This window comes from Pseudonocardia sp. T1-2H (assembly GCF_038039215.1).
In the GTDB taxonomy this organism is placed as follows: Bacteria; Actinomycetota; Actinomycetes; order Mycobacteriales; family Pseudonocardiaceae; genus Pseudonocardia.
The window spans coordinates 5,663,240-5,681,886 of sequence record NZ_JBBPCL010000001.1 but is presented as its reverse complement, the minus strand read 5'-3'; the positions used below and the strand labels follow the sequence as shown (position 1 = coordinate 5,681,886).

Sequence of the window (18,647 nt, the reverse complement as noted above, 5' to 3'; positions counted from 1 at the left end):
GCGAAACCGTTCACGATCGTGCACGTCGAGGCCCCGCCGCAGGCCCGGCTCGGTTACCGCTTCGGGGTGAGGTCCACCAGCGTGGTGCTCGGGACCTTGCCGTCCACCAGTTCGTCCACCCGGTCCTCGTCGCAGAGCTGCTTGAGCAGGAAGGCCGTCATCAGCGCGCGGGTGATCCGGCGGGTCTTGCCGTTCGGGCTGCCGGAGAGCAGGAGATCCGTCCAGTGCGGGCCGGTCATGAACTCCGTGTGGCTCGCCTTCCCGATCGTGCGCAGCCACACGGGCCCGCCCGCGGCCTGCGCGATCGGCTCCGCGTGGCCGGCGACCGGCGCGACCGTGTCCTTGCCGGCCGCGATGTGCAGGGTGGGCACGGTGATCCGCCGGGCGGCGTCGATCGCGGACGGGCGGACCTCGGCCGCACCGAGGGTCACGACCGCGGCGACCTTCGGGTGGGCCGCGGCCGCCAGCAGCGCCGCCCCGGCCCCGGTGCCGTGGCCGGCCAGCGCGGTGCGCCGGGAGTCCACGCTGATCCGGCCGTCACCCAGCCGGACGCCGGCGCACACGTCGAGCGTCGTGCGCAGGTCTGCCGAAAACCGGGCGGCGCTGGGCAGCGGGCCCCGCTGGCTGGCCGGCGCGGCCGCGACGATGCCCCAGGACGCCAGGTGGCGCAGCAGCTCGGCGTAGCGCGACGGCGGCTGCAGCCAGTCGTGCCCGAACGCGACGGCGGGCAGGCCGAGGCCCTCCTCCGGGGCGTAGACGACGCCGGGCAGCCCGACGAGACCCAGGTCGCCGCGCAGGACCGCCTTGGGCCCGGGCCGGGACAGCTGCTCGAGCGCGTCCTTGGCGTTGCGCAGCGCGGGCGGACGGGTGAACGTGCTGGTCCGGCTCACAACCGCGAACGCTACCGCCGCCGCCCGCGGTGCGCCCACCCCGCCCGTGGCACGGGGACGTCGAGCAGCCTCCCGGTGAGGGTGCGCGGATCCGCACGCCGGATGTGGCGGTGACACTCCCGACCCCGATCCCGTCCCTCGATACCGCTCCGACCAGGCCGGAAAGCGTTCCGGCAACCTCACGAGCACCGTGCAGGAGCAGCTGCGTACGTCCGCGAAGTCCGTCGACTGCCCGGACGACCTCGAGGCGGAGGTCGGCGCGTCGGTGCAGTGCAACGTCGTCATGCCGGACCGCACCTTCGACGTCGTCGCCAAGGTGACATCGGTCGAGGGCGGCAACGTCGAGTTCGACATCAACGAGGTGTGAGCCTCCTGATCCGCCGCTAGCGTCTGCGGAATGCGAGGCGTCTGGACGGCGGAGCAGATCCGCGAGACCGAAGCCGTACTGCTCGAGCGCACCCCGGACGACGCCCTGATGCGACGGGCGGCGAGCGGGCTCGCGCTCCACGTGCGCCGGTTCCTCGGATCGACGGCCGGTCGGCGGGTGACGTTGCTGGTGGGCGCGGGCAACAACGGGGGCGACGCGCTGTGGGCCGGGGCGGAGCTGGCGCGCCGGGGGGCGCGCGTCACCGCGGTCCTGCTCGTGCCGGACCGGGCGCACCCGAGCGGGCTCGCGGCCCTGCGCCGGTCCCGCGCCCGGATCCTGACCGGCGACGATCCGGAGAAGGCCCGCGCGGCCGTGACCGGCGCCCACGTCGTCGTCGACGGGATCGTGGGGATCTCCGGGAAGGGTGCGCTACGGGAGCCCGCGGCGACGCTCGTCGCGGCGGCGGACGAGTCGGGGGTGCCGATCGTCGCCGTCGACCTGCCCAGCGGCGTGGACGCGGACACCGGCGCGGTCGACGGGCCGGCGGTACGGGCCGCGCTGACGGTCACGTTCGGCGCCCTCAAGCCCGTCCACGTGCTCGCGGCTCCGCGCTGCGGACACGTCGAGCTGGTGGACATCGGCCTCGGCCCGCTGCTCCCCGAGCCGCACGCCGAGGTCCTCGACGACGTCGACGCCGGCGAGCGCTGGCCGATCCCCGGACCGGCGGACGACAAGTACACCCAGGGCGTCGTGGGGATCGCGGCCGGCTCGTCGACCTATCCGGGGGCGGCCGTGCTCAGCGCGGGCGCCGCGGCCCTCGCCACCAGCGGCATGGTCCGGTTCGCCGGGTCCGCGGCCGACTGGGTGCGCGGGCGCTGGCCCGAGATCGTCGCCACGGACACCGTCGACGACGCGGGGCGGACCCAGGCGTGGACGGTCGGACCCGGCATCGGCACGGACGACGAGGGTCGCGACGTCCTCGCCACGGTGCTCGACCGCGACGTCCCGGTCTGCGCGGACGCGGACGCCATCACCCTGCTCGCCCGCCACGAGGACCTGCGCGAACGCGTCGCGGGGAAGCCCGTGGTGCTCACTCCGCACGCCGGTGAGTTCGCCCGGATCGCGGGGGAGGTGGGCACAGACCGGATCGCCTCGGCCCGCCGGGCCTCGGCCGCGCTCGGGGTGACGGTGCTGCTCAAGGGCAACGCGACGGTCATCGCCGCCCCAGAAGGCCGCACGCTCGTCCACCCCTCGACCGACGCCTGGGCCGCCACGGCGGGCTCGGGCGACGTGCTCTCCGGGATCCTGGGTGCGCTTCTCGCCGCCGGTCTCGAACCGCTGTGGGCGGCCGGGTGCGCGGCGCACGTCCACGGCAAGGCTGCGTCCCTCGCGGCGCACGGGGGCGTTCCGGAAGTCCCCGGGGTGCCCGCGCCCGCGTCGTACCTGCAGCTGATGATCACGGAGGCGATCCGGCTCGTCCGGCAGGCGGCGCTCGCGGCGTGAGCTCTGCTCTGCGCACCCCACCGCACCGCTCTGCGCACCCCGCCACCGCGACGCGCGCGGATCGGTGCGACGCGCGCGGTCGACGGCGCGCGTGGCGCCACACGGCGTCGGGCGGGCCGGTGCGTGGGTGTGTGCAGGGCAACGGCGCGTCGGTGTGCGCAGAGCAGAGGCCCCGCGCACGGACCGGACGGCCGCGGGTGCGCCTGATCGATCCGGAACTTGTCGGGCACGGATGCGATGATGCGGACGTGCCCGAGCTCCCCGGCCATGGCCCTGTCCGCCCCACGTCCCCCGCGCCGCCGCGCGCGGAGGCGATAGTCGATCTCGACGCGATCCGGCACAACGTGCGCCTGCTCTCCGGCGCCGCGGCCGCGTCCGGCGCCGGGATGATGGCGGTGGTCAAGGCCGACGCGTACGGCCACGGCGCCGTCCCGGTGGCCCGCGCGGCCCTCGGCGCGGGAGCGTCCTGGCTGGGCGTCTGCACGCTGGAGGAGGCGCTGGAGCTGCGTGCCGCCGGGATCACCGCGCCCGTGTTGTCGTGGCTGCACGTGCCGGACGAGGACTTCGCGCCCGCCGTCGCCGCGGGCGTCGACCTGTCCGTGTCGTCGGTGCGTCATCTCGCCGGGGTGCTCGACGGCGCCCGGCGCGCCCGCCTCCCCGCGCGGCTGCACCTCAAGGCGGACACCGGCCTGAGCCGCAGCGGCGTCACCCCCGCCGAGTGGCCCGAGCTGCTGGACGACGTCGCGAAGGCCGTGGCGGCCGGCCGGGCCGAGGTGGTGGCGGTCTGGTCGCACCTCGCCCTTGCGGACCAGCCGCGCCATCCGGTCATCGACCGGCAGCTCGAACGACTCACCGCCGCGTGGGAGGAGGCGCGGGCGCACGGGTTCACCCCGATTCGCCACCTCGCGAACTCGGCGGCCACGATGACCCGCCCGGACCTGCACCTGGACCTGGTGCGCCCGGGCATCGCCGTCTACGGGCTGGACCCGCTCGACCGGCCCGTCGCCGAGTCCCCGCTGCGCCCGGCGATGACCTTCCGGGCCCGGGTCGCCCTGGTCAAACGGGTACCGGCCGGGGAGGGGGTGTCCTACGGCCACGAATGGACGACGCCGCGGGAGACCACCCTCGCGGTGGTACCCGCCGGTTATGCCGACGGGGTGCCGCGGCGGCTGAACGCGAACGGCCGGATGCGGGTGTGGCTCGCGGGCCGGTCCCGCCCGGTGGTGGGCCGGGTGTGCATGGACCAGATCGTCGTCGACTGCGGGGACGACGTCGTGCGCGAGGGCGAACCCGCGGTCCTGTTCGGCGCGGGCGACCACGACGGCCCCACCGCCCAGGAATGGGCCACCGAGCTCGGCACCATCCACTACGAGATCGCCACCGGCGTGCACGGCGCCCGGGTCACGCGCACCCTCCTGAACCAGGACGGGGGCCGGTGATGGCGAACCGCAGGCTCTGGCAGGCCCTCGGCGTCGCGGGAGGAGTCGCCGGTGCCGCGGGCGCGGCCGTCGGGGTGGGGGTCGCCGCGCGCAAGCGTTCGCAGATCGCCACGGACCGGCGTCGCCTCGCGTCGGAGATGTCCCGCGGGATCCCCGACTCCCTGCCCTCGGGCCGGGAGTGCTCGGTCACCGCCGACGACGGCGTGCGCCTCGCCGCGGAGGAGATCGAACCGTCGGGTGGCCGGACGCCGGGGCTCACGGTCGTCCTCGTGCACGGCTTCGCGCTGGACCGGCGCACCTGGCAGTTCCAGCGGCGCAGCCTCTCCGAGCTGGGCGAACCGGCCGTCCGGGTCGTCCTGTACGACCAGCGCAGCCACGGCCGCTCCGAGCGGGCCGCGCAGGAGAGCTGCACGCTCGAGCAGCTGGGCAAGGACCTGGCCACGGTCATCCGCACCCTGGCGCCCGCCGGTCCGCTCGTGCTCGTCGGTCACTCGATGGGCGGCATGACGCTGATGGCGCTGGCCGAGCAGCAGCCGGAGCTGTTCCGGGAGCGCGTCGCCGGCGTCGGGCTGATCTCGACGTCCGCGGGCGAGATGGGCAGCGCAGGCCTGCCCGGCACGCTGCTGTCCCGGCACAACCCGCTGACCCGCGGGGTCGGGCTGCTGGCGCGGGTGCAGCCGTCGCTGGTCGAGGGCGTGCGCAAGGCCGCGGGCAACCTCATCTGGGGCATCACCCGGCGCTACGCCTACGGGAACCAGTCCGTCGACCCGGCGCTCGTGGACCTGGTGGACACCATGATCGGCGTGAACGCCGTGGACGCGCTCACGGACTTCGTGGACACCCTCGGCACGCACGACCGGATCGCCGCACTGCCCGGGCTGGCCTCGGCCGAGGTCCTGGTCGCCGCGGGCACCGCGGACCAGGTCATCCCGTACTCGCACAGCGAGCGGATCGCCGCCGAGCTTCCCGACGGCCACGCTGGTCACCATGCCCGGCGTCGGACACCTGCCGATGCTGGAGGAGCACGAGGTGATCGACGAGGCGCTGACGGGGCTGATCCAGCGGGCGGCGAAGCGCGCGAGCCCGAAAGGCCTACGGAAGCTGCGGAGGCGGGCGTGAGCGTCGGCCAGGTGCTCTGGGGGGCGGAGGTCGAGCTCCCGGGCGTCGAGGACACCGAGGCGTTCGGCGAGGCGCTCGCCGCCGAGCTGGGCCCCGGCGATCTCGTGGTGCTCTCCGGGCCGCTCGGCGCGGGCAAGACCGCGCTGGTCCGGGGCCTGGGCCGGGGCCTCGGCGTGCGCGGTGCGGTCACCTCGCCCACCTTCGTGATCGCGCGCGAGCACAAGGCGGGCCCGCGCGGGGTCCCGCTGGTGCACGTCGACGCCTACCGGCTCGGCATGGGCGGTGGCAGCATCGCGGACGAGCTGGACGACCTGGACCTGGACACGGACCTGACCGCCGCGGTCGTCGCCGTCGAGTGGGGCGAGGGCGTCGCGGAGCGGCTGGCGGACCGGCACGTGCTCGTGCGCCTCGACCGGCGCCCGGACGACGTACGGGTGGCCCGCGCCGAGAGGGTGAGCACATGATCGACGCGGTGATCTTCGACTGGGGCGGCACGCTCACGCCCTGGAAGACGATGGACTTCCACGCCGGCTGGCGGACGTACGCGGACGTGCTGCACGGCGACGACGCCGAACGCGCCGCCGCGGCGGCCGCCGCCCTCGCCGAGGCGGACACCGGCCGCTGGGCCGCCGTGAAGGACAGCAGCGCGGCGTTCACGCTCGCGCACGTCCTGGCCGACGCCGGGCTGGACGCCTCCTCGGAGCTGCACGGGGACGCGCTGGAGGCCTACCGGGAGTTCTGGGTGCAGGCCACGCACACGGACCCGGAGGTCGAGCCGATGCTGCAGGAGCTCAAGCGGCGCGGGCTCAAGCTGGGGGTGCTGTCCTCGACGGCATGGCCCGGCGAGTGGCACGAGGAGTGGCTCCGGCGGGACGGCGTGCTGCACTACTTCGACGCCGTCACCTGGAGCAGCGACCTGCCCTGGACCAAGCCGCACCCCGAGGCGTTCCTCGCGGCGATGAAGGCGGTCGGCGTCGACGATCCCGCTCGCTGCGTCTACGTGGGGGACCGGCCCTACGACGACATCAGCGGCGCGAAGGGCGTCGGGATGAAGGCCGTGCTGGTCCCGCACAGCGACATCCCGGTCGACCAGCGAGTGCCGGTGGACATCGAGCCGGACGGCGTGGTGCAGCGCCTCGCGGAGCTGCCGGGGCTGATCCGCACCTGGTAGCCGGGCGCTCCGCGAGCGCTCGTAGGCTCGGGGCGTGCTCGTGCTGGCTCTGGACACCGCGACGCCCGCAGTTTCGGCGGGCGTCGTCCGCCTCGACCCCGACGGCACCGTCGCCGAACTCGCCGCCCGGGTCGTCCACGACGGCCGCAAGCACGGCGAGCTGCTCATGCCCGGTGTGCTGGCCGCCTGCGCCGACGCGGGCGTGACGCTGCGGGAGATCGAGGCGGTCGTCGTCGGCGCCGGACCGGGACCCTTCACCGGGCTGCGGGTCGGGATGGTCACCGCCGCCTCGCTCGGGGACGCGCTCGGGATCCCGGTGCACGGCGTGTGCTCCCTCGACGCGATCGCTGCCGACGCCGTCGGCGACGGGATCGGCGGGAACCTGCTGGTCGCCACCGATGCGCGGCGCCGCGAGGTCTACTGGGCCGCCTACGACGCCGAGGCCCGCCGGCTCACCGGGCCGACGGTGGAGCGGCCGGACGCGCTGGCCGAGCGGATCCCCGGCCTCGGCCTGGCGGCCGCCGCGGGGTCGCTCGTGGAGCAGTTCGGGCTGCCCGTCCGTGGGCCGCAGGCGCCGACCCCGCGCGGGCTCGTCGCCGCGGCCGTGGACCTGCTCGGCTCCGGAGCGGAGCCGGGTCCCCTCGAACCGCTGTACCTGCGCCGGCCGGACGCCGTGCCGCCCGGGGAGCGGAAGCCGGTGATCGCGTGACGATCGAGACGGTCCGGATCGGGCCGCTCTACCGCGCAGACGCGGAGCGCTGCGCCGAACTGGAGCGGATCCTCTTCCCCGGAGACGATCCCTGGCGGGCCCAGGCCTTCCGGGAGGAGCTGACGAACGGCCTGCCGTACTTCGCGGCGCGGGTGGGCGACGAGCTCGTCGGCTATGCGGGCCTGGGGTTCGTCGCGGGACCGCCCCAGGCGGAGGCCGAGGTGCACACCATCGGCGTCGATCCCGCGCACCAGGGCCGCGGCATCGGCCGCCGACTGCTCGACGAGCTGCTGCGGATCGCGGACCAAGCGCACGCGACGGTGTTCCTCGAGGTCAGGACGGACAACGAGGCCGCGCAGGCGCTCTACGCCGCGACCGGCTTCACCGTCGTCGGGCTCCGGAAGCGGTACTACCGGCCGAGCATGGCGGACGCGTTCACGATGAAGAGGCCTGCGCGATGACAGGAGAACGCCGGATGAACAGCGCGGGCATCGTGCTCGGCATCGAGACCTCCTGCGACGAGACGGGCGTCGGCATCGTGCGGATCTCCGCCGACGGGGTCCCGGAGCTGCTCGCGAACGAGATCGCGTCCAGTGTCGAGGAGCACGCGCGCTTCGGCGGCGTCGTCCCCGAGGTCGCGTCCCGCGCGCACCTGCAGGCGATGGTTCCGGCGGTGCACCGGGCCCTCGCGACCGCCGGGATCACCGGCCGGGACGTCGACGCGGTCGCCGTCACCGCAGGTCCGGGGCTCGCCGGCGCGCTGCTCGTCGGGGTCGCGGCCGCGAAGGCCTACGCCGCGGCGTGGGGCGTCCCGCTCTACGGGGTGAACCACCTGGCCGCGCACGTCGCCGTCGACACGGTGCAGCACGGGCCGCTGCCGCCCGCGCTCGCGCTGCTCGTCTCCGGCGGGCACTCCAGCCTGCTCGCCGTCCCGGACCTCGCCGGCCCGGTCACCCCGCTCGGTGCCACGATCGACGACGCCGCCGGCGAGGCCTTCGACAAGGTCGCGCGGCTCCTCGGCCTGCCGTTCCCCGGCGGCCCGCACGTCGACCGGGCGGCGAAGGAGGGGAACCCGGCGGCGGTCCGGTTCCCGCGCGGGCTCACCGGCCCGCGGGACGCGCCGTTCGACTTCTCGTTCTCCGGGCTGAAGACCGCGGTGGCACGGCACGTCGAGGCGTTGCAACGGGAGGGGACGCCGGTGCCGGTCGCGGACGTCGCGGCGTCGTTCCAGGAGGCGGTCGTCGACGTGCTGACGGCGAAGACCGTCCGCGCGGCGCGGGAGCACGGGATGGACACGGTGCTGCTCGGCGGCGGGGTGGCGGCGAACTCGCGCCTGCGGGCCCTGGCGCAGGAGCGCTGCGACGCCGCCGGCCTGACGCTGCGGGTCCCGCGGCCGGTCCTGTGCACGGACAACGGAGCGATGGTGGCGGCCCTGGGCGCGCACCTGCTGCGGGCCGGTGCGGCCCCGTCCCCGCTGGACCTGCCCGCGGACTCGAGCCTGCCCGTCACCGAGGTGCTGGTCGGCTGACGCTCGAGTGGCTCGAGCGTCAACGGCCGCCGCTGGAGCCACTCGAGCGGCGGCAGTACGGGACGCGCCGCGGTGCCTGAGTGGCTCGAGCAGCGCAGGGTGGCGCTTGAGCCGCTCAAGCGTCAGAGGCCAGCAAGCCCGCCCGCGGGAAGCAGTTCAGGCGCAGACGACGTGGCTCAGCAGGTGCCGCGCGCCCGCGCGTAGGTCGTCCAGGGCGATCGCCGAGCCGGCGAGGTGCCGGAGCAGGGCCTGCTGGAACAGGCCGTCGAAGGTCGCGTAGGCCATCGCGGAGCTGCAGGTGGGGGCGTTCCCGGAGAGCTCCGCGTACCGGCTGACGATCCGCCAGATCATCCGCTCCAGGCTCTCGTCGATGTCCGCGACGTCCGCCCGGAACGACTCCTCGAACAGCGACTGCGAGCGCAGGTCGTACCAGAGGCGGTGCAGCAGCGCCTCCCCCACCAGCGTGTCCACGAGCCCGTCCGCGAAGTCCCGGGCGAGGGCGTCCGGGTCCTCGGCGTCGGCGACGATCCCGTCGTAGCGCAGCACGCAGTGCGCCTTGTACTGCCGGACGCAGTAGGTGATCAGCTCGACCTTGTCCCGGAAGTAGTAGTGCAGCACCCCGTGGCTGAACTCGGAGTTCTGCGCGATCTCCCGCAGGCTCGTCCGCGCGTAGCCCAGCTCGGAGAGCGTCTGCAGCGCCGCGTCCGCGAGCTGCTTGCGGCGCTGCTCGAACTTGTCGACCTGGCGGCGGGAGATCCGTTCGGCGGGCTTGGTCACGCTGTCCGTCTCTCGGTCGGGGGAACACGGTCGGGCGCTGGTCGGGGCCAGGGTAGCCCAGACCTCCGGTCCTGACTCGACTCTGGACGATCGTCCAAAAAATCTTGACAGTCGTCCAAGATCCTCTCTACGTCGTGCCCTGCATCACCGATGCCGGCACAGAGGCGTGTCCACAAGGGAGGAAGCCGCATGAGTGGGTTCGATCTGACGGGGCGGAGGGCGCTCGTCACGGGGGCGCGTCAACTGCATCTACCCGGGCCTCGTCCCGACGGACATGGGCATGAAGCTCGCCGTCGAGACCGCAGGCCTCGGGCTGTTCGAGAGCACCGAGGCCGCCGTCGGAGCGGTCATCGAGCTCACCCCGTCGGGTCGCCTCGGCGCGGTCGAGGACATGGCGGACGCGGTGGTCTTCCTCGCCTCCGACGCGTCCAAATTCGTCAACGGCGCCGGCCTCCCGGTCGACGGCGGGATGGGAATGTGAGGACCGGGCCCACCGACAAGCCGGTCGTCGTCTACGGGGTCTCCGGCTACACCGGACGTCTGATCTGCGAGTACCTGCGCGAGTTCAACGTCTCGTTCATCGCCGCCGGCCGCGACGCGAAGAAGGTCCAGGCCGCCCTGGACAAGATCCCCGGCCTGGACACAGTGGAACACGACGTCGTCGAGGTCAGCCACGACGTGGCCTCGCTGACCGGCCTCTTCGAGGGCGCGTCGGTCGTCTGCAACACCGTCGGACCGTTCATCAAGTACGGACCGGAGGCCGTCGAGGCCGCGCTCGCCGCCGGCTGCCACTACACCGACACCACCGGCGAGCAGGACTGGACGCTGCACGCGAAGAACACCTGGGGCGAGGCGTTCGCCGAGAAGGGGCTGCTGCTCTCCCCGGGCATCGCGCAGATGTAGACGACGAGCGAGATCGCCGCGAACGTCGCGCTGGAGACTCCGGGCCTGGACACGTTGGACATCCTCGTGCTGTGGAAGGGCTACCCCACCTTCGCCTCCGCCCAGACGATCTTCACCATCCTCAAGGCGGACTGGTACCACCTGGTGGAGAACCAGTACGTGGCCTGGGACCACAAGGCGACCCGGGAGTGCGTCGTCCCCGGCTCGCAGGAACCGCGCTCACCGTCCGGTGGGGCGGCATGGCGCATCCCGTGTGGTTCTCCGACGACCCCCGCGTCGCGAACGTGACCGCCACGGGCGGCGTGTTCGACCGCGCGGTCATGGACGGCGTCGTCGCCACCACCGGCACGTTCGAGGAGCAGATCAAGCCCCTCGAGCCGGCCGCACAGGAGGCCGCACTGGCAGACATCGCCGCCGGCCTGCAGTCCGACATACCGCCCCGGGAGAACCCGCGGATCAACACCTCGATCGACCCCGTCCACGCGTCCGGTCCGCTGGGCCGCGCGCACGTGGCGATCCACGGCAACCAGAACTACAAGCAGGCCGGGCTGCTGCAGGCCTACGCGGCGTACTCGCTGCTGCAGCAGCCGCCGAAGCGCGTCGGGTTCGCGTCGGGCTGCCAGGCGTTCGGGCACCGGGAGTTGCTGGGCGTGCTGCGCCAACGGGCTCGTGCTCAAGCCGATCGTCACGATCCATGACTGACGCGGCCGACGGCTGACATGTCGCTGACCTACGGCATCCTGTCCGCCAACGACCCGACGGCGTTCTCCTGCGTCCTCGGGGTCACGCGGGCGGGCGCGGTGTGGTGCCCGATCAACCCGCGCAACGGCGCCGCGAAGAACCGGGAGCTGCTGGACCTCTTCGACTGCACCGCGCTGATCTTCCAGGCCTCCTGTGCGCCGGTGGTGAAGGAGATCGCCGGGGACCTGCCGGCACGGAGGAGCTGACGGCGTTCGTAAAGGCCCGGATCGGCAGCGTGAAGGCTCCCAAGCAGGTCGGGTTCCAGCCGGACCTGCCCCGCTCGACCGTGGGCAAGGTCCTCAAGACCGACGTCCGCCGGGACCCGCTCGGCCGCTGACCGGCGTTTCCGCGGCTCATCCCCGGTGCGCGGGAAACCTGCTCCGGCGAGGTTTCCCGCGCACAGGGCTAGCTGACGTGGGAGAGGAGGCGCAGCTCGTCGTCGGTGAGCTTCAGGTCGAGCATCGGGAGGAGGCCGTCGAGCTGCTCCCTCGTGCGGGCGCTCGCGATCGGGGCGGCGACCGTCGGCTGCGCCGCGAGCCAGGCCAGCGCCACGGACGCCATCGGCACCTCGTGGCCCAGCGAGATCTCCTCCAGCACGGCCAGGACCGCGCGGCCGGTGTCCGTCAGGTAGGCCCGGGCGCCCTCGGCGCGGACGCTGTCCACGGCCGGGCCGCCGTCCCGGTACTTCCCGGTCAGGAAGCCCTTGGCCAGCGCGTAGTACGGCACCGCGGCCAGGCCCTCGCCCTGCAGCAGAGGCGCGAGCGCGGACTCGAACTCCTCGCGTTCCATCAGGTTGTAGTGCGGCTGCAGGGCGCTGTAGGACGCCAGCCCGTCCCGCTTGGAGATCTCCAGCGCGGAGCGGAGCCGCTCGGCGGAGAAGTTCGACGCCGCGATCTCCCGGACCTTGCCCGCCTTCACCAGCGCGTCGAACGCGTCGAGCGTCTCCTCCTGCGCGGTGTCCGGGTCGTCCTTGTGCGCGTAGTAGAGGTCGATGCGGTCCGTGCGCAGCCGGCGCAGGGAGTCCTCCGCCGCGGCCGCGATGTTCTCCCCGCCCAGGCCCGCCCGCTGCGGCAGCGAGCCCACCTTCGTCGCGATCACGATCGAGTCCCGGTTGCCGCGCGCGGCCATCCAGTCCCCGATGATCGTCTCGGACTCGCCGCCCGAGTTCCCGGGTATCCGCCACATGTACGAGTCGGCGGTGTCGATGAAGTTCCCACCTGCGGCGACGTAGGCGTCGAGCACCTCGAACGAGGCGTCGGCGTCGGCCGTCCAGCCGAACACGTTGGCCCCGAGACAGAAGCGCGAGACGTCGAGAGTTCCGATCATCGGCATGGCCCGAGGGTACGGCGAAACGTGGAGTGGCGTGCCCGTTGAGGTGCTGGCACTCTCATGGGTAGAGTGCCAACGGCACAGACGGGTCGGGCCGCCCCGGCACCCGCGACGACGGGGCCCCGATCCACTGTCGATGAACAGCACCGGTCAGTACTGCGAAGTACGCGTGAGCGAAACCCCAGGAAGGGGAGGTCATCGTGGCGAACATCAAGCCGCTCGAGGACAAGATCGTCGTCCAGGCCAGCGAGGCGGAGACCACCACGGCCTCCGGCATCGTCATCCCGGACACCGCCAAGGAGAAGCCCCAGGAGGGCAAGGTCCTCGCGGTGGGCCCGGGCCGGGTCACCGACAACGGGACCCGCGTGCCGGTCGACGTGGCCGTCGGCGACGTCGTCATCTACTCGAAGTACGGCGGCACCGAGGTCAAGTACAACGGCGAGGAGTACCTCATCCTCTCCGCGCGCGACGTGCTCGCGGTCGTCAACTGACGCTGCGCGCCCCTGCGTGATCGTTACCTTCGCGTAACAGCCGCCGCCCCGGTGGTCCGTCGACCGTACGGGCCTCGGGGCGGTGGCATTTCTGCCCGATAGCTCTTTGAGATCGAGAGGCACAGATGGCGAAGCAGATCAGCTTCGACGAGGACACCCGCCGCGCGCTCGAGCGCGGGGTCAACCAGCTCGCGGACGCCGTCAAGGTGACGCTCGGCCCGCGTGGCCGGCACGTCGTCATCGACAAGAAGTTCGGCGGCCCGACAGTCACCAACGACGGCGTGACGATCGCCCGCGAGATCGACCTCGAGGACGCGTTCGAGAACCTCGGCGCCCAGCTCGCGAAGACCGTCGCCACCAAGACCAACGACGTCGCGGGCGACGGCACCACCACCGCCACCGTGCTCGCCCAGGCGCTCGTGCGCGAGGGCCTGCGCAACGTGGCCGCGGGCGCGAACCCCCTGGCGCTCGGCAAGGGCATCTCCGCGGCCGCGGACAAGGTCTCCGAGTTCCTGCTCGAGAAGGCCATCCCGGTCAACGGCGCCGAGCACATCGCCCAGATCGGCACCATCGCCTCCCGCGAGGAGGAGATCGGCCGGCTCATCTCCGACGCCATCCAGAGCGTCGGCAAGGATGGCGTGATCACGGTCGAGGAGGGCTCCACGCTCGCCACAGAGCTGGAGATCACCGAGGGCCTGCAGTTCGACAAGGGCTACCTGTCGCCCTACTTCGTCACCGACCCGGAGAGCATGGAGGCCGTCCTCGAGGACGCCTACATCCTGCTGCACCGGGACAAGATCAGCTCGATCCAGGACCTGCTCCCGCTCCTGGAGAAGGTGCTCGGCGAGGGCCGGCCGCTGCTCATCCTGGCCGAGGACGTCGAGGGCGAGGCCCTGTCCACGCTGGTCGTGAACTCGATCCGCAAGACGGTCAAGGTCGCCGCGGTCAAGTCGCCGTTCTTCGGTGACCGCCGCAAGGCCTTCATGGACGACCTCGCGATCGCCACCGGCGGCCAGGTCATCAACCCGGAGGTCGGGCTCAAGCTGTCCGAGGCCGGGCTGGACCTGCTGGGCCGCGCCCGCCGCATCGTCGTCACCAAGGACACGACCACGATCATCGAGGGCGCCGGCTCGGCCGACGCCATCGAGGGCCGCATCGCGCAGCTCAAGAAGGAGATCGAGGCCAGCGACTCGGACTGGGACCGCGAGAAGCTGCAGGAGCGGCTCGCGAAGCTCTCCGGGGGTGTCGCGGTCATCAAGGCCGGTGCCGCCACCGAGACCGCCCTCAAGGAGCGCAAGCACCGCATCGAGGACGCCGTCGCGGCGACCCGGGCCGCGGTCGAGGAGGGCATCGTGCCCGGGGGTGGTACCGCCCTGGTGCACGCCGCCGCCGCGCTCGAGGACCTCAAGCTCGAGGGTGACGAGGCGACAGGTGTCGCGATCGTCCGCCGTGCGCTGACCGCGCCGCTCTACTGGATCGCCGCCAACGGCGGGTTCGAGGGTGCGGTCGTCACCGCGAAGGTCGCCGAGCAGCCGTGGGGCAGCGGGTTCAACGCCGCCACCCTGGAGTACTCGGACCTGCTGGCCGACGGCGTCATCGACCCGGTCAAGGTGACCCGGTCGGCCGTGGTCAACGCCGCGTCCATCGCGCGCATGGTGCTCAGCACCGAGAGCGCCGTCGTGGAAAAGCCCGAGGAGGCCCCGGCTCCCGCCGCGGGCGGCCACGGCCACGGGCACGGCCACTGACCTTCCTGCACCACGGGGAACGGGCGGGCGACCGGATGGTCGCCCGCCCGTTCTCGTCAGGGAGGCTGCTCAGGCCATGCCGTGCGGAGCCCGGGTGTTGCCGATCTGCAGGGTCCGGTCCCGGCCGCGGATGATGTCGTCCCGCTCGTGCTCGGAGAGACCGCCCCAGACGCCGTAGGGCTCGTGGACCTCGAGGGCGTGCCGGCGGCAGAGATCCATGACGGGGCAGCTTTCGCAGACTTCCTTCGCCCGGGCCTCGCGGTTGGCCCGGGCGGGGCCGCGCTCCCCCTCGGGGTGGAAGAAGAAGGCGCTGTCCATCCCTCGGCATGCTCCGTGCATCTGCCAGTCCCAGACCTCCGTGACCGGTCCGGGCAGTCGTCGAACGTCGGCCACCGTCATCACCCCTGCGCATCGGATCTCGTGTTCGACTGCGAGATTCCCATGCTGGAACCAGTCCAAACCTTGTTCACGCGAAGTTTTTCGACGAGTTTCGGGCCGTCGGCGCGTCGCGCGCGACCCGCCGTCGTCACAGCCCGGAGTTGCCGTGGGGACCCGGGCCCCGGACGATGGCGCGGTGCACCCGGAGGCGACGACGACATCCGTGTCGCCGACGTACCCCGACATCGCCGGTCCCGACAGCTCGGCAGCGGAACATCCCCGGCTCACCGTCGCCGCCGCGGCGCGCCGGCTCGGCGTCGCCCCGGCGACGTTGCGGACCTGGGACCGCCGCTACGGCCTCGGCCCGCGGGAGCACCGCCCCGGCCAGCACCGCCGCTACTCCGGTGCGGACCTGGCCCGCCTCGAGCTGATGCAGCAGGCCCTCGTCCGTGGGGTGTCCCCGGCGGAGGCCGCCCGGTTCGCGCTGTCCGCGGCGACCCTCCCGACGGCCCGGCCCGCGGCGGAGCCGGCCCGCGGCCCGACCGGCGGACCGGGGCCGGAGAGCGGCCCCGGCCCGGACGTCGGCCCGGGGCCCGGCGGCCCGGCGACCGCCGAGGCGTACCCGGGCGGGCGCGTCCGGGTCGGCGGCCGGATGTTGTCGATGCCGAGGGCCGGACGCCGGGCCCGCGGCCTCGCCCGGGCGGCCCTGACGATGGACAGCGGGACGGTCCGCGAGCTGCTCCTGGACTCCGCGGAGGCGGACGGGCTGCAGCGGACCTGGGACGAGGTCGTCCGCCCGGTGCTGAACGGGATCGCCGAGCGTTGGGCGTCCACCGGGACCTGCGTGGAGATCGAGCACCTGGTCAGCGAGGCCGTGCTCGCCGTCTGCGCGGCCCGGTCGCTGCAGGGCCCGCCGGCGCACGACGGCCGGCCCGTCGTGCTCGCCTCGGCCCCGTGTGAGCGACACCACCTGCCGCTGGCGGTGCTCGCCGCGGTCCTGGCCGAACGCGGGGTCCCGTGCCGGTCCCTGGGTGCGGACCTGCCGGTCGACGCCCTGGCGTCCGCGATCCGGCGGACCGCGCCGGTCGCGCTGGTGCTCTGGTCCCAGAGCAGGAGCACCGCGTCACCCGGGGTGATTCGCGGCCTGCCCGTCACTCGACCGAGGGTCCGCTCGTTTGTGGCAGGGCCGGGTTGGACGAACGTCGGGCTCCCGGCGCCGGTGACCCACCTGGAATCCCTGGCCGACGCCACCGACCAACTGACCCAGGCCGCCCTTCCCTAGCTGCGACGTGTGAGTGAAGAAAGAACGAGAACTACCTGAATGGTCTCCACCCACATAGCGCATCCCGAGCTGTGGTCCATCGCGTTCGGCCCCCGTCCCGGCGTGTCGGTGGTGTCACCGCGCCGAGCGGATCCGACGGCGCGCTGGACGGCCGCCGTGGCGCTCGGAGGACAGGGCCGCTACGCCGCCGCGGCAGCCCTCCTGGAGGTGCTGGCGGCGGACCCGCGGACGCCGCGGGCGCTCGCCGCCCACGCCGCGGTGACCCGCGCGTCGCACCTGCGTCAGCTCGGCGGGCACGGCGCCGCGGCCCGGTTCGACGGCCTCGGGATCAGGCTCGCGACGGCCGCGGGCCGGCCGGACCCGGGCGCCGCGGCGCTGGGGATCGACGCCCGCACCGCGCTCGTCGACGGGCTGGTCGGGCTCGCCGCCGACGCCGTCGGCCGCGCCGATGCCGCAGCGGCCACCTCCCTCTTGACGAGGGCGGACGCCGTCCTCGGGGACTGCGCCGGGCCGCGCTCGACGATCCGGGCCGGCTGGGTCCGGGCCGAGATCGCCCTGCTGCGCGGAGATCCGGCCGTGGCCGTCCGGGCCGCGGCGGACGCGGTCGCCGGCGCCCGGCGGTGGGGCTCCGCACGGCATCTCCTGAAGTCCCGGCTCGTGGCCGAGGTCGCCGGGCTCGTGGCCGCCCGGGCCGGCCTCGTCGAAGGCGCGGGGAGTGCCGGGAGCGCGCGCCTGGACGCCCTCGCGGAGGAGGCCGGCGAGCTCGGCCTGCTCCCGCTCCGCTGGGCCGCCCTGCTCGCCGCCGCGGGACTCGCCGGGGCCGCCACGGACGGTCCGCCCGTCGGGCGCCGGGGACCGCACAACCCGTCCGGGGCAGCGGTTCGCACAAACGAGCGACACGGCCGAACGGCACCGGAATCGGTGAACGGTGCGGCGAGCGACGCGGCACGCCGACGACACGCCGCCGCTCACGCGCTGAGCGCGATGTTCACCCGAAGTGATCCGCAACTGCGCCGGCTGATGAGGGAGGTGGTGTAAATGGCCCCGGGAAACGCGGTACGGTAATTACTCCATTCGGGCCTTGTCACCCACATGACAAGCGCCGTTCGGCGCAAGGGTCTCTAATGGAGGGCACAAACCCGCCCTGATCGTGTCAAGGTGAGCCTGTCACCCGCCGAAGCGGAGGGTGACACATCACCCGGCTGCAGGAAGCTGCAGGAAGGAATCGTCGTGACGACGGTACTCATCTGCGACGATCGTCGCAGCGTCCGCGAAGGTCTTACCCGCGTGATGTCCGCTGTACCGGGGGTGCACAGGATCGACTGCGTCGCCCACGGGGACGAGTTGCTGGCCCGGTTCTCCCGGCAGCCGGTCGACGTTGTCCTGGTCGGCACCCAGCGTGCCGTGCCCACCGGTGTCGAGGCCACGCGCCGTCTGGTCGCGGCGCACCCGCAGGCCAACGTCATCGTGTTCGGCGCCCCGGACGACGCGGGCAGCATCGCCGCGGCCATCGCCGGGGGCGCTCGTGGCTACCTCCGGTGGGACGCCTCCCGCCCGGAGCTCGTGGCCGCGCTCGCGCACACGCTCGCCAGCACCGCCGTACCCACTCCGCGGGCACCCGCGGACCCCGGCGTGCAGCTCACCGAGCGCGAGCTCCAGGTGCTGCGCGGCATGAGCCAGGGCAAGAGCAACGGCCAGATCGGCCGCGAGCTCTACCTCTCGGAGGACACGGTCAAGACGCACGCGCGCCGGCTGTTCCGCAAGCTCGGCGTGCGGGATCGCGCCCAGGCGGTCGCCCACGGCTTCCGCCGCGGACTGGTCTCCTAGTCTTCCCGGGCCGGCCCGCGCCGGCCTGCCGCGCCGGGGTCCGTCCCCGCCGCCTCGCACGACCCGGACGGGGGTCCGGGAGCACGACCACACGACACGTCAGGGGGTGCCGTGGCCGCCCGAGGGTGGCCACCGCACCGGCCCCGTGTCGCCCCGGCCGGAGCCGGGTGTCCCGCGTGACGACACCCCGCGCCGGCCTTTCGCCGTTTCGCCGTCGTGCATCTGTGTGTGGACCGCACAGGGGATCGACGGGCATCGCCCGGGCCCTTGGTGCCCGCCACCGCATGTGCCCGTCCGGCCACGGAACGTCGGTCTGAGGTCTCTTTTCGGTAGTTCCGTCTCCGTGACCGTTCGCCGACGCCCGGCGACCCATGGGCGGTCAGAGTCGATCGGAGGCAACTTCCGGGGCCTCCCGGCGTCTTCGCAGAGGAGGAGCGGGTCGTCTCCC

At 73.6% G+C, this 18,647-nt stretch carries 19 protein-coding genes and 3 pseudogenes; 18 read left to right on the top strand and 4 right to left on the bottom strand.

Annotation, left to right across the window (positions count from 1 at the left end; translation table 11 throughout):
* Nucleotides 1–53: 53 nt before the first annotated feature.
* A complete protein-coding gene (locus WBK50_RS27955) occupies nt 54–890 on the bottom strand; it encodes a poly(ethylene terephthalate) hydrolase family protein (protein ID WP_341338450.1) in 837 nt (278 codons plus the stop codon).
* A 190-nt stretch (nt 891–1,080) separates the two neighbouring features.
* Between WBK50_RS27955 and WBK50_RS27950 the strand changes: the two genes are divergently transcribed.
* The 9 genes and pseudogenes from WBK50_RS27950 (at nt 1,081) to tsaD (ending at nt 8,726) form a co-directional block, all read left to right on the top strand.
* On the top strand, nt 1,081–1,257 hold the full coding sequence (locus WBK50_RS27950) for a DUF4333 domain-containing protein (protein WP_341338449.1): 177 nt from the start codon (nt 1,081–1,083) through the stop codon (nt 1,255–1,257).
* 30 nt (nt 1,258–1,287) lie between these two features.
* Entirely contained in the window at nt 1,288–2,760 is a 1,473-nt protein-coding gene (locus WBK50_RS27945) for an NAD(P)H-hydrate dehydratase (RefSeq protein WP_341338448.1), read from the top strand.
* Between the two features lie 248 nt (nt 2,761–3,008).
* Complete coding sequence (gene alr, locus WBK50_RS27940) at nt 3,009–4,199, top strand: alanine racemase (RefSeq protein ID WP_341338447.1); 1,191 nt, start codon at nt 3,009–3,011, stop codon at nt 4,197–4,199.
* A pseudogene (locus WBK50_RS27935) lies at nt 4,100–5,128 on the top strand (alpha/beta fold hydrolase); the annotation flags it as partial. The gene alr and the pseudogene WBK50_RS27935, both read left to right, overlap by 100 nt.
* Nucleotides 5,129–5,329: 201 nt before the next feature.
* Nucleotides 5,330–5,782 carry a tRNA (adenosine(37)-N6)-threonylcarbamoyltransferase complex ATPase subunit type 1 TsaE gene (gene tsaE, locus WBK50_RS27930; RefSeq protein WP_341339525.1) on the top strand — a complete coding sequence of 151 codons (453 nt, stop codon included), beginning with the start codon at nt 5,330–5,332 and terminating at the stop codon, nt 5,780–5,782.
* On the top strand, nt 5,779–6,489 hold the full coding sequence (locus tag WBK50_RS27925) for an HAD family hydrolase (protein WP_341338446.1): 711 nt from the start codon (nt 5,779–5,781) through the stop codon (nt 6,487–6,489). The genes tsaE and WBK50_RS27925 overlap by 4 nt, the downstream gene beginning before the upstream one ends.
* Nucleotides 6,490–6,523: 34 nt before the next feature.
* Complete coding sequence (gene tsaB / locus WBK50_RS27920) at nt 6,524–7,198, top strand: tRNA (adenosine(37)-N6)-threonylcarbamoyltransferase complex dimerization subunit type 1 TsaB (RefSeq protein ID WP_341338445.1); 675 nt, start codon at nt 6,524–6,526, stop codon at nt 7,196–7,198.
* On the top strand, nt 7,195–7,659 hold the full coding sequence (rimI, locus tag WBK50_RS27915) for a ribosomal protein S18-alanine N-acetyltransferase (RefSeq protein ID WP_341338444.1): 465 nt from the start codon (nt 7,195–7,197) through the stop codon (nt 7,657–7,659). Before tsaB ends, rimI begins: the two co-directional genes overlap by 4 nt.
* Before the next feature lie 14 nt (nt 7,660–7,673).
* Nucleotides 7,674–8,726 (top strand): tRNA (adenosine(37)-N6)-threonylcarbamoyltransferase complex transferase subunit TsaD, encoded by a 1,053-nt coding sequence (gene tsaD / locus WBK50_RS27910; protein WP_341338443.1) that lies wholly within the window; start codon nt 7,674–7,676, stop codon nt 8,724–8,726.
* Between the two features lie 156 nt (nt 8,727–8,882).
* Here the strand turns inward: tsaD and WBK50_RS27905 are convergent, their stop codons facing one another.
* Nucleotides 8,883–9,503, bottom strand: a complete 621-nt coding sequence (locus WBK50_RS27905) for a TetR/AcrR family transcriptional regulator (protein ID WP_341338442.1) — start codon at nt 9,501–9,503, stop codon at nt 8,883–8,885.
* A gap of 247 nt (nt 9,504–9,750) precedes the next feature.
* On the opposite strand from WBK50_RS27905, the gene WBK50_RS27900 reads away from it, so the two are divergent.
* The 4 genes and pseudogenes from WBK50_RS27900 to WBK50_RS27880 form a co-directional block, all read left to right on the top strand.
* On the top strand, nt 9,751–9,984 hold the full coding sequence (locus WBK50_RS27900; protein ID WP_341339524.1) for an SDR family oxidoreductase: 234 nt from the start codon (nt 9,751–9,753) through the stop codon (nt 9,982–9,984).
* Complete coding sequence (locus WBK50_RS27895) at nt 9,981–10,406, top strand: saccharopine dehydrogenase NADP-binding domain-containing protein (RefSeq protein ID WP_341338441.1); 426 nt, start codon at nt 9,981–9,983, stop codon at nt 10,404–10,406. The genes WBK50_RS27900 and WBK50_RS27895 overlap by 4 nt, the downstream gene beginning before the upstream one ends.
* Before the next feature lie 54 nt (nt 10,407–10,460).
* A pseudogene (locus WBK50_RS27885) lies at nt 10,461–11,104 on the top strand (DUF5938 domain-containing protein).
* 36 nt (nt 11,105–11,140) lie between these two features.
* Nucleotides 11,141–11,338, top strand: a pseudogene (locus tag WBK50_RS27880) (AMP-dependent acyl-CoA synthetase); the annotation flags it as partial.
* 214 nt (nt 11,339–11,552) lie between these two features.
* Here the strand turns inward: WBK50_RS27880 and WBK50_RS27875 are convergent.
* Nucleotides 11,553–12,479, bottom strand: coding sequence for an aldo/keto reductase (locus WBK50_RS27875; RefSeq protein ID WP_341338439.1), 927 nt, complete (start codon nt 12,477–12,479; stop codon nt 11,553–11,555).
* Nucleotides 12,480–12,673: 194 nt separating this feature from the next.
* Here WBK50_RS27875 and groES point away from each other — a divergent pair, with 194 nt between their 5' ends.
* Both groES and groL read left to right on the top strand, forming a co-directional pair.
* Nucleotides 12,674–12,967, top strand: a complete 294-nt coding sequence (gene groES / locus WBK50_RS27870) for a co-chaperone GroES (protein WP_341339522.1) — start codon at nt 12,674–12,676, stop codon at nt 12,965–12,967.
* A 125-nt stretch (nt 12,968–13,092) separates the two neighbouring features.
* On the top strand, nt 13,093–14,712 hold the full coding sequence (gene groL / locus WBK50_RS27865; RefSeq protein ID WP_341338438.1) for a chaperonin GroEL: 1,620 nt from the start codon (nt 13,093–13,095) through the stop codon (nt 14,710–14,712).
* A gap of 69 nt (nt 14,713–14,781) precedes the next feature.
* On the opposite strand, the gene WBK50_RS27860 is transcribed toward groL, so the two are convergent.
* On the bottom strand, nt 14,782–15,105 hold the full coding sequence (locus WBK50_RS27860) for a WhiB family transcriptional regulator (RefSeq protein ID WP_341338437.1): 324 nt from the start codon (nt 15,103–15,105) through the stop codon (nt 14,782–14,784).
* Nucleotides 15,106–15,256: 151 nt separating this feature from the next.
* On the opposite strand from WBK50_RS27860, the gene WBK50_RS27855 reads away from it, so the two are divergent.
* The 3 genes from WBK50_RS27855 to WBK50_RS27845 all read left to right on the top strand — a co-directional run bounded on the left by WBK50_RS27855 (nt 15,257) and on the right by WBK50_RS27845 (nt 18,199).
* A complete protein-coding gene (locus tag WBK50_RS27855) occupies nt 15,257–16,372 on the top strand; it encodes a MerR family transcriptional regulator (RefSeq protein WP_341338436.1) in 1,116 nt (371 codons plus the stop codon).
* Nucleotides 16,373–16,411: 39 nt separating this feature from the next.
* A complete protein-coding gene (locus WBK50_RS27850; protein WP_341338435.1) occupies nt 16,412–17,410 on the top strand; it encodes a hypothetical protein in 999 nt (332 codons plus the stop codon).
* 192 nt (nt 17,411–17,602) lie between these two features.
* Entirely contained in the window at nt 17,603–18,199 is a 597-nt protein-coding gene (locus WBK50_RS27845; protein WP_037046231.1) for a response regulator transcription factor, read from the top strand.
* The last annotated feature ends 448 nt before the right edge of the window (nt 18,200–18,647 follow it).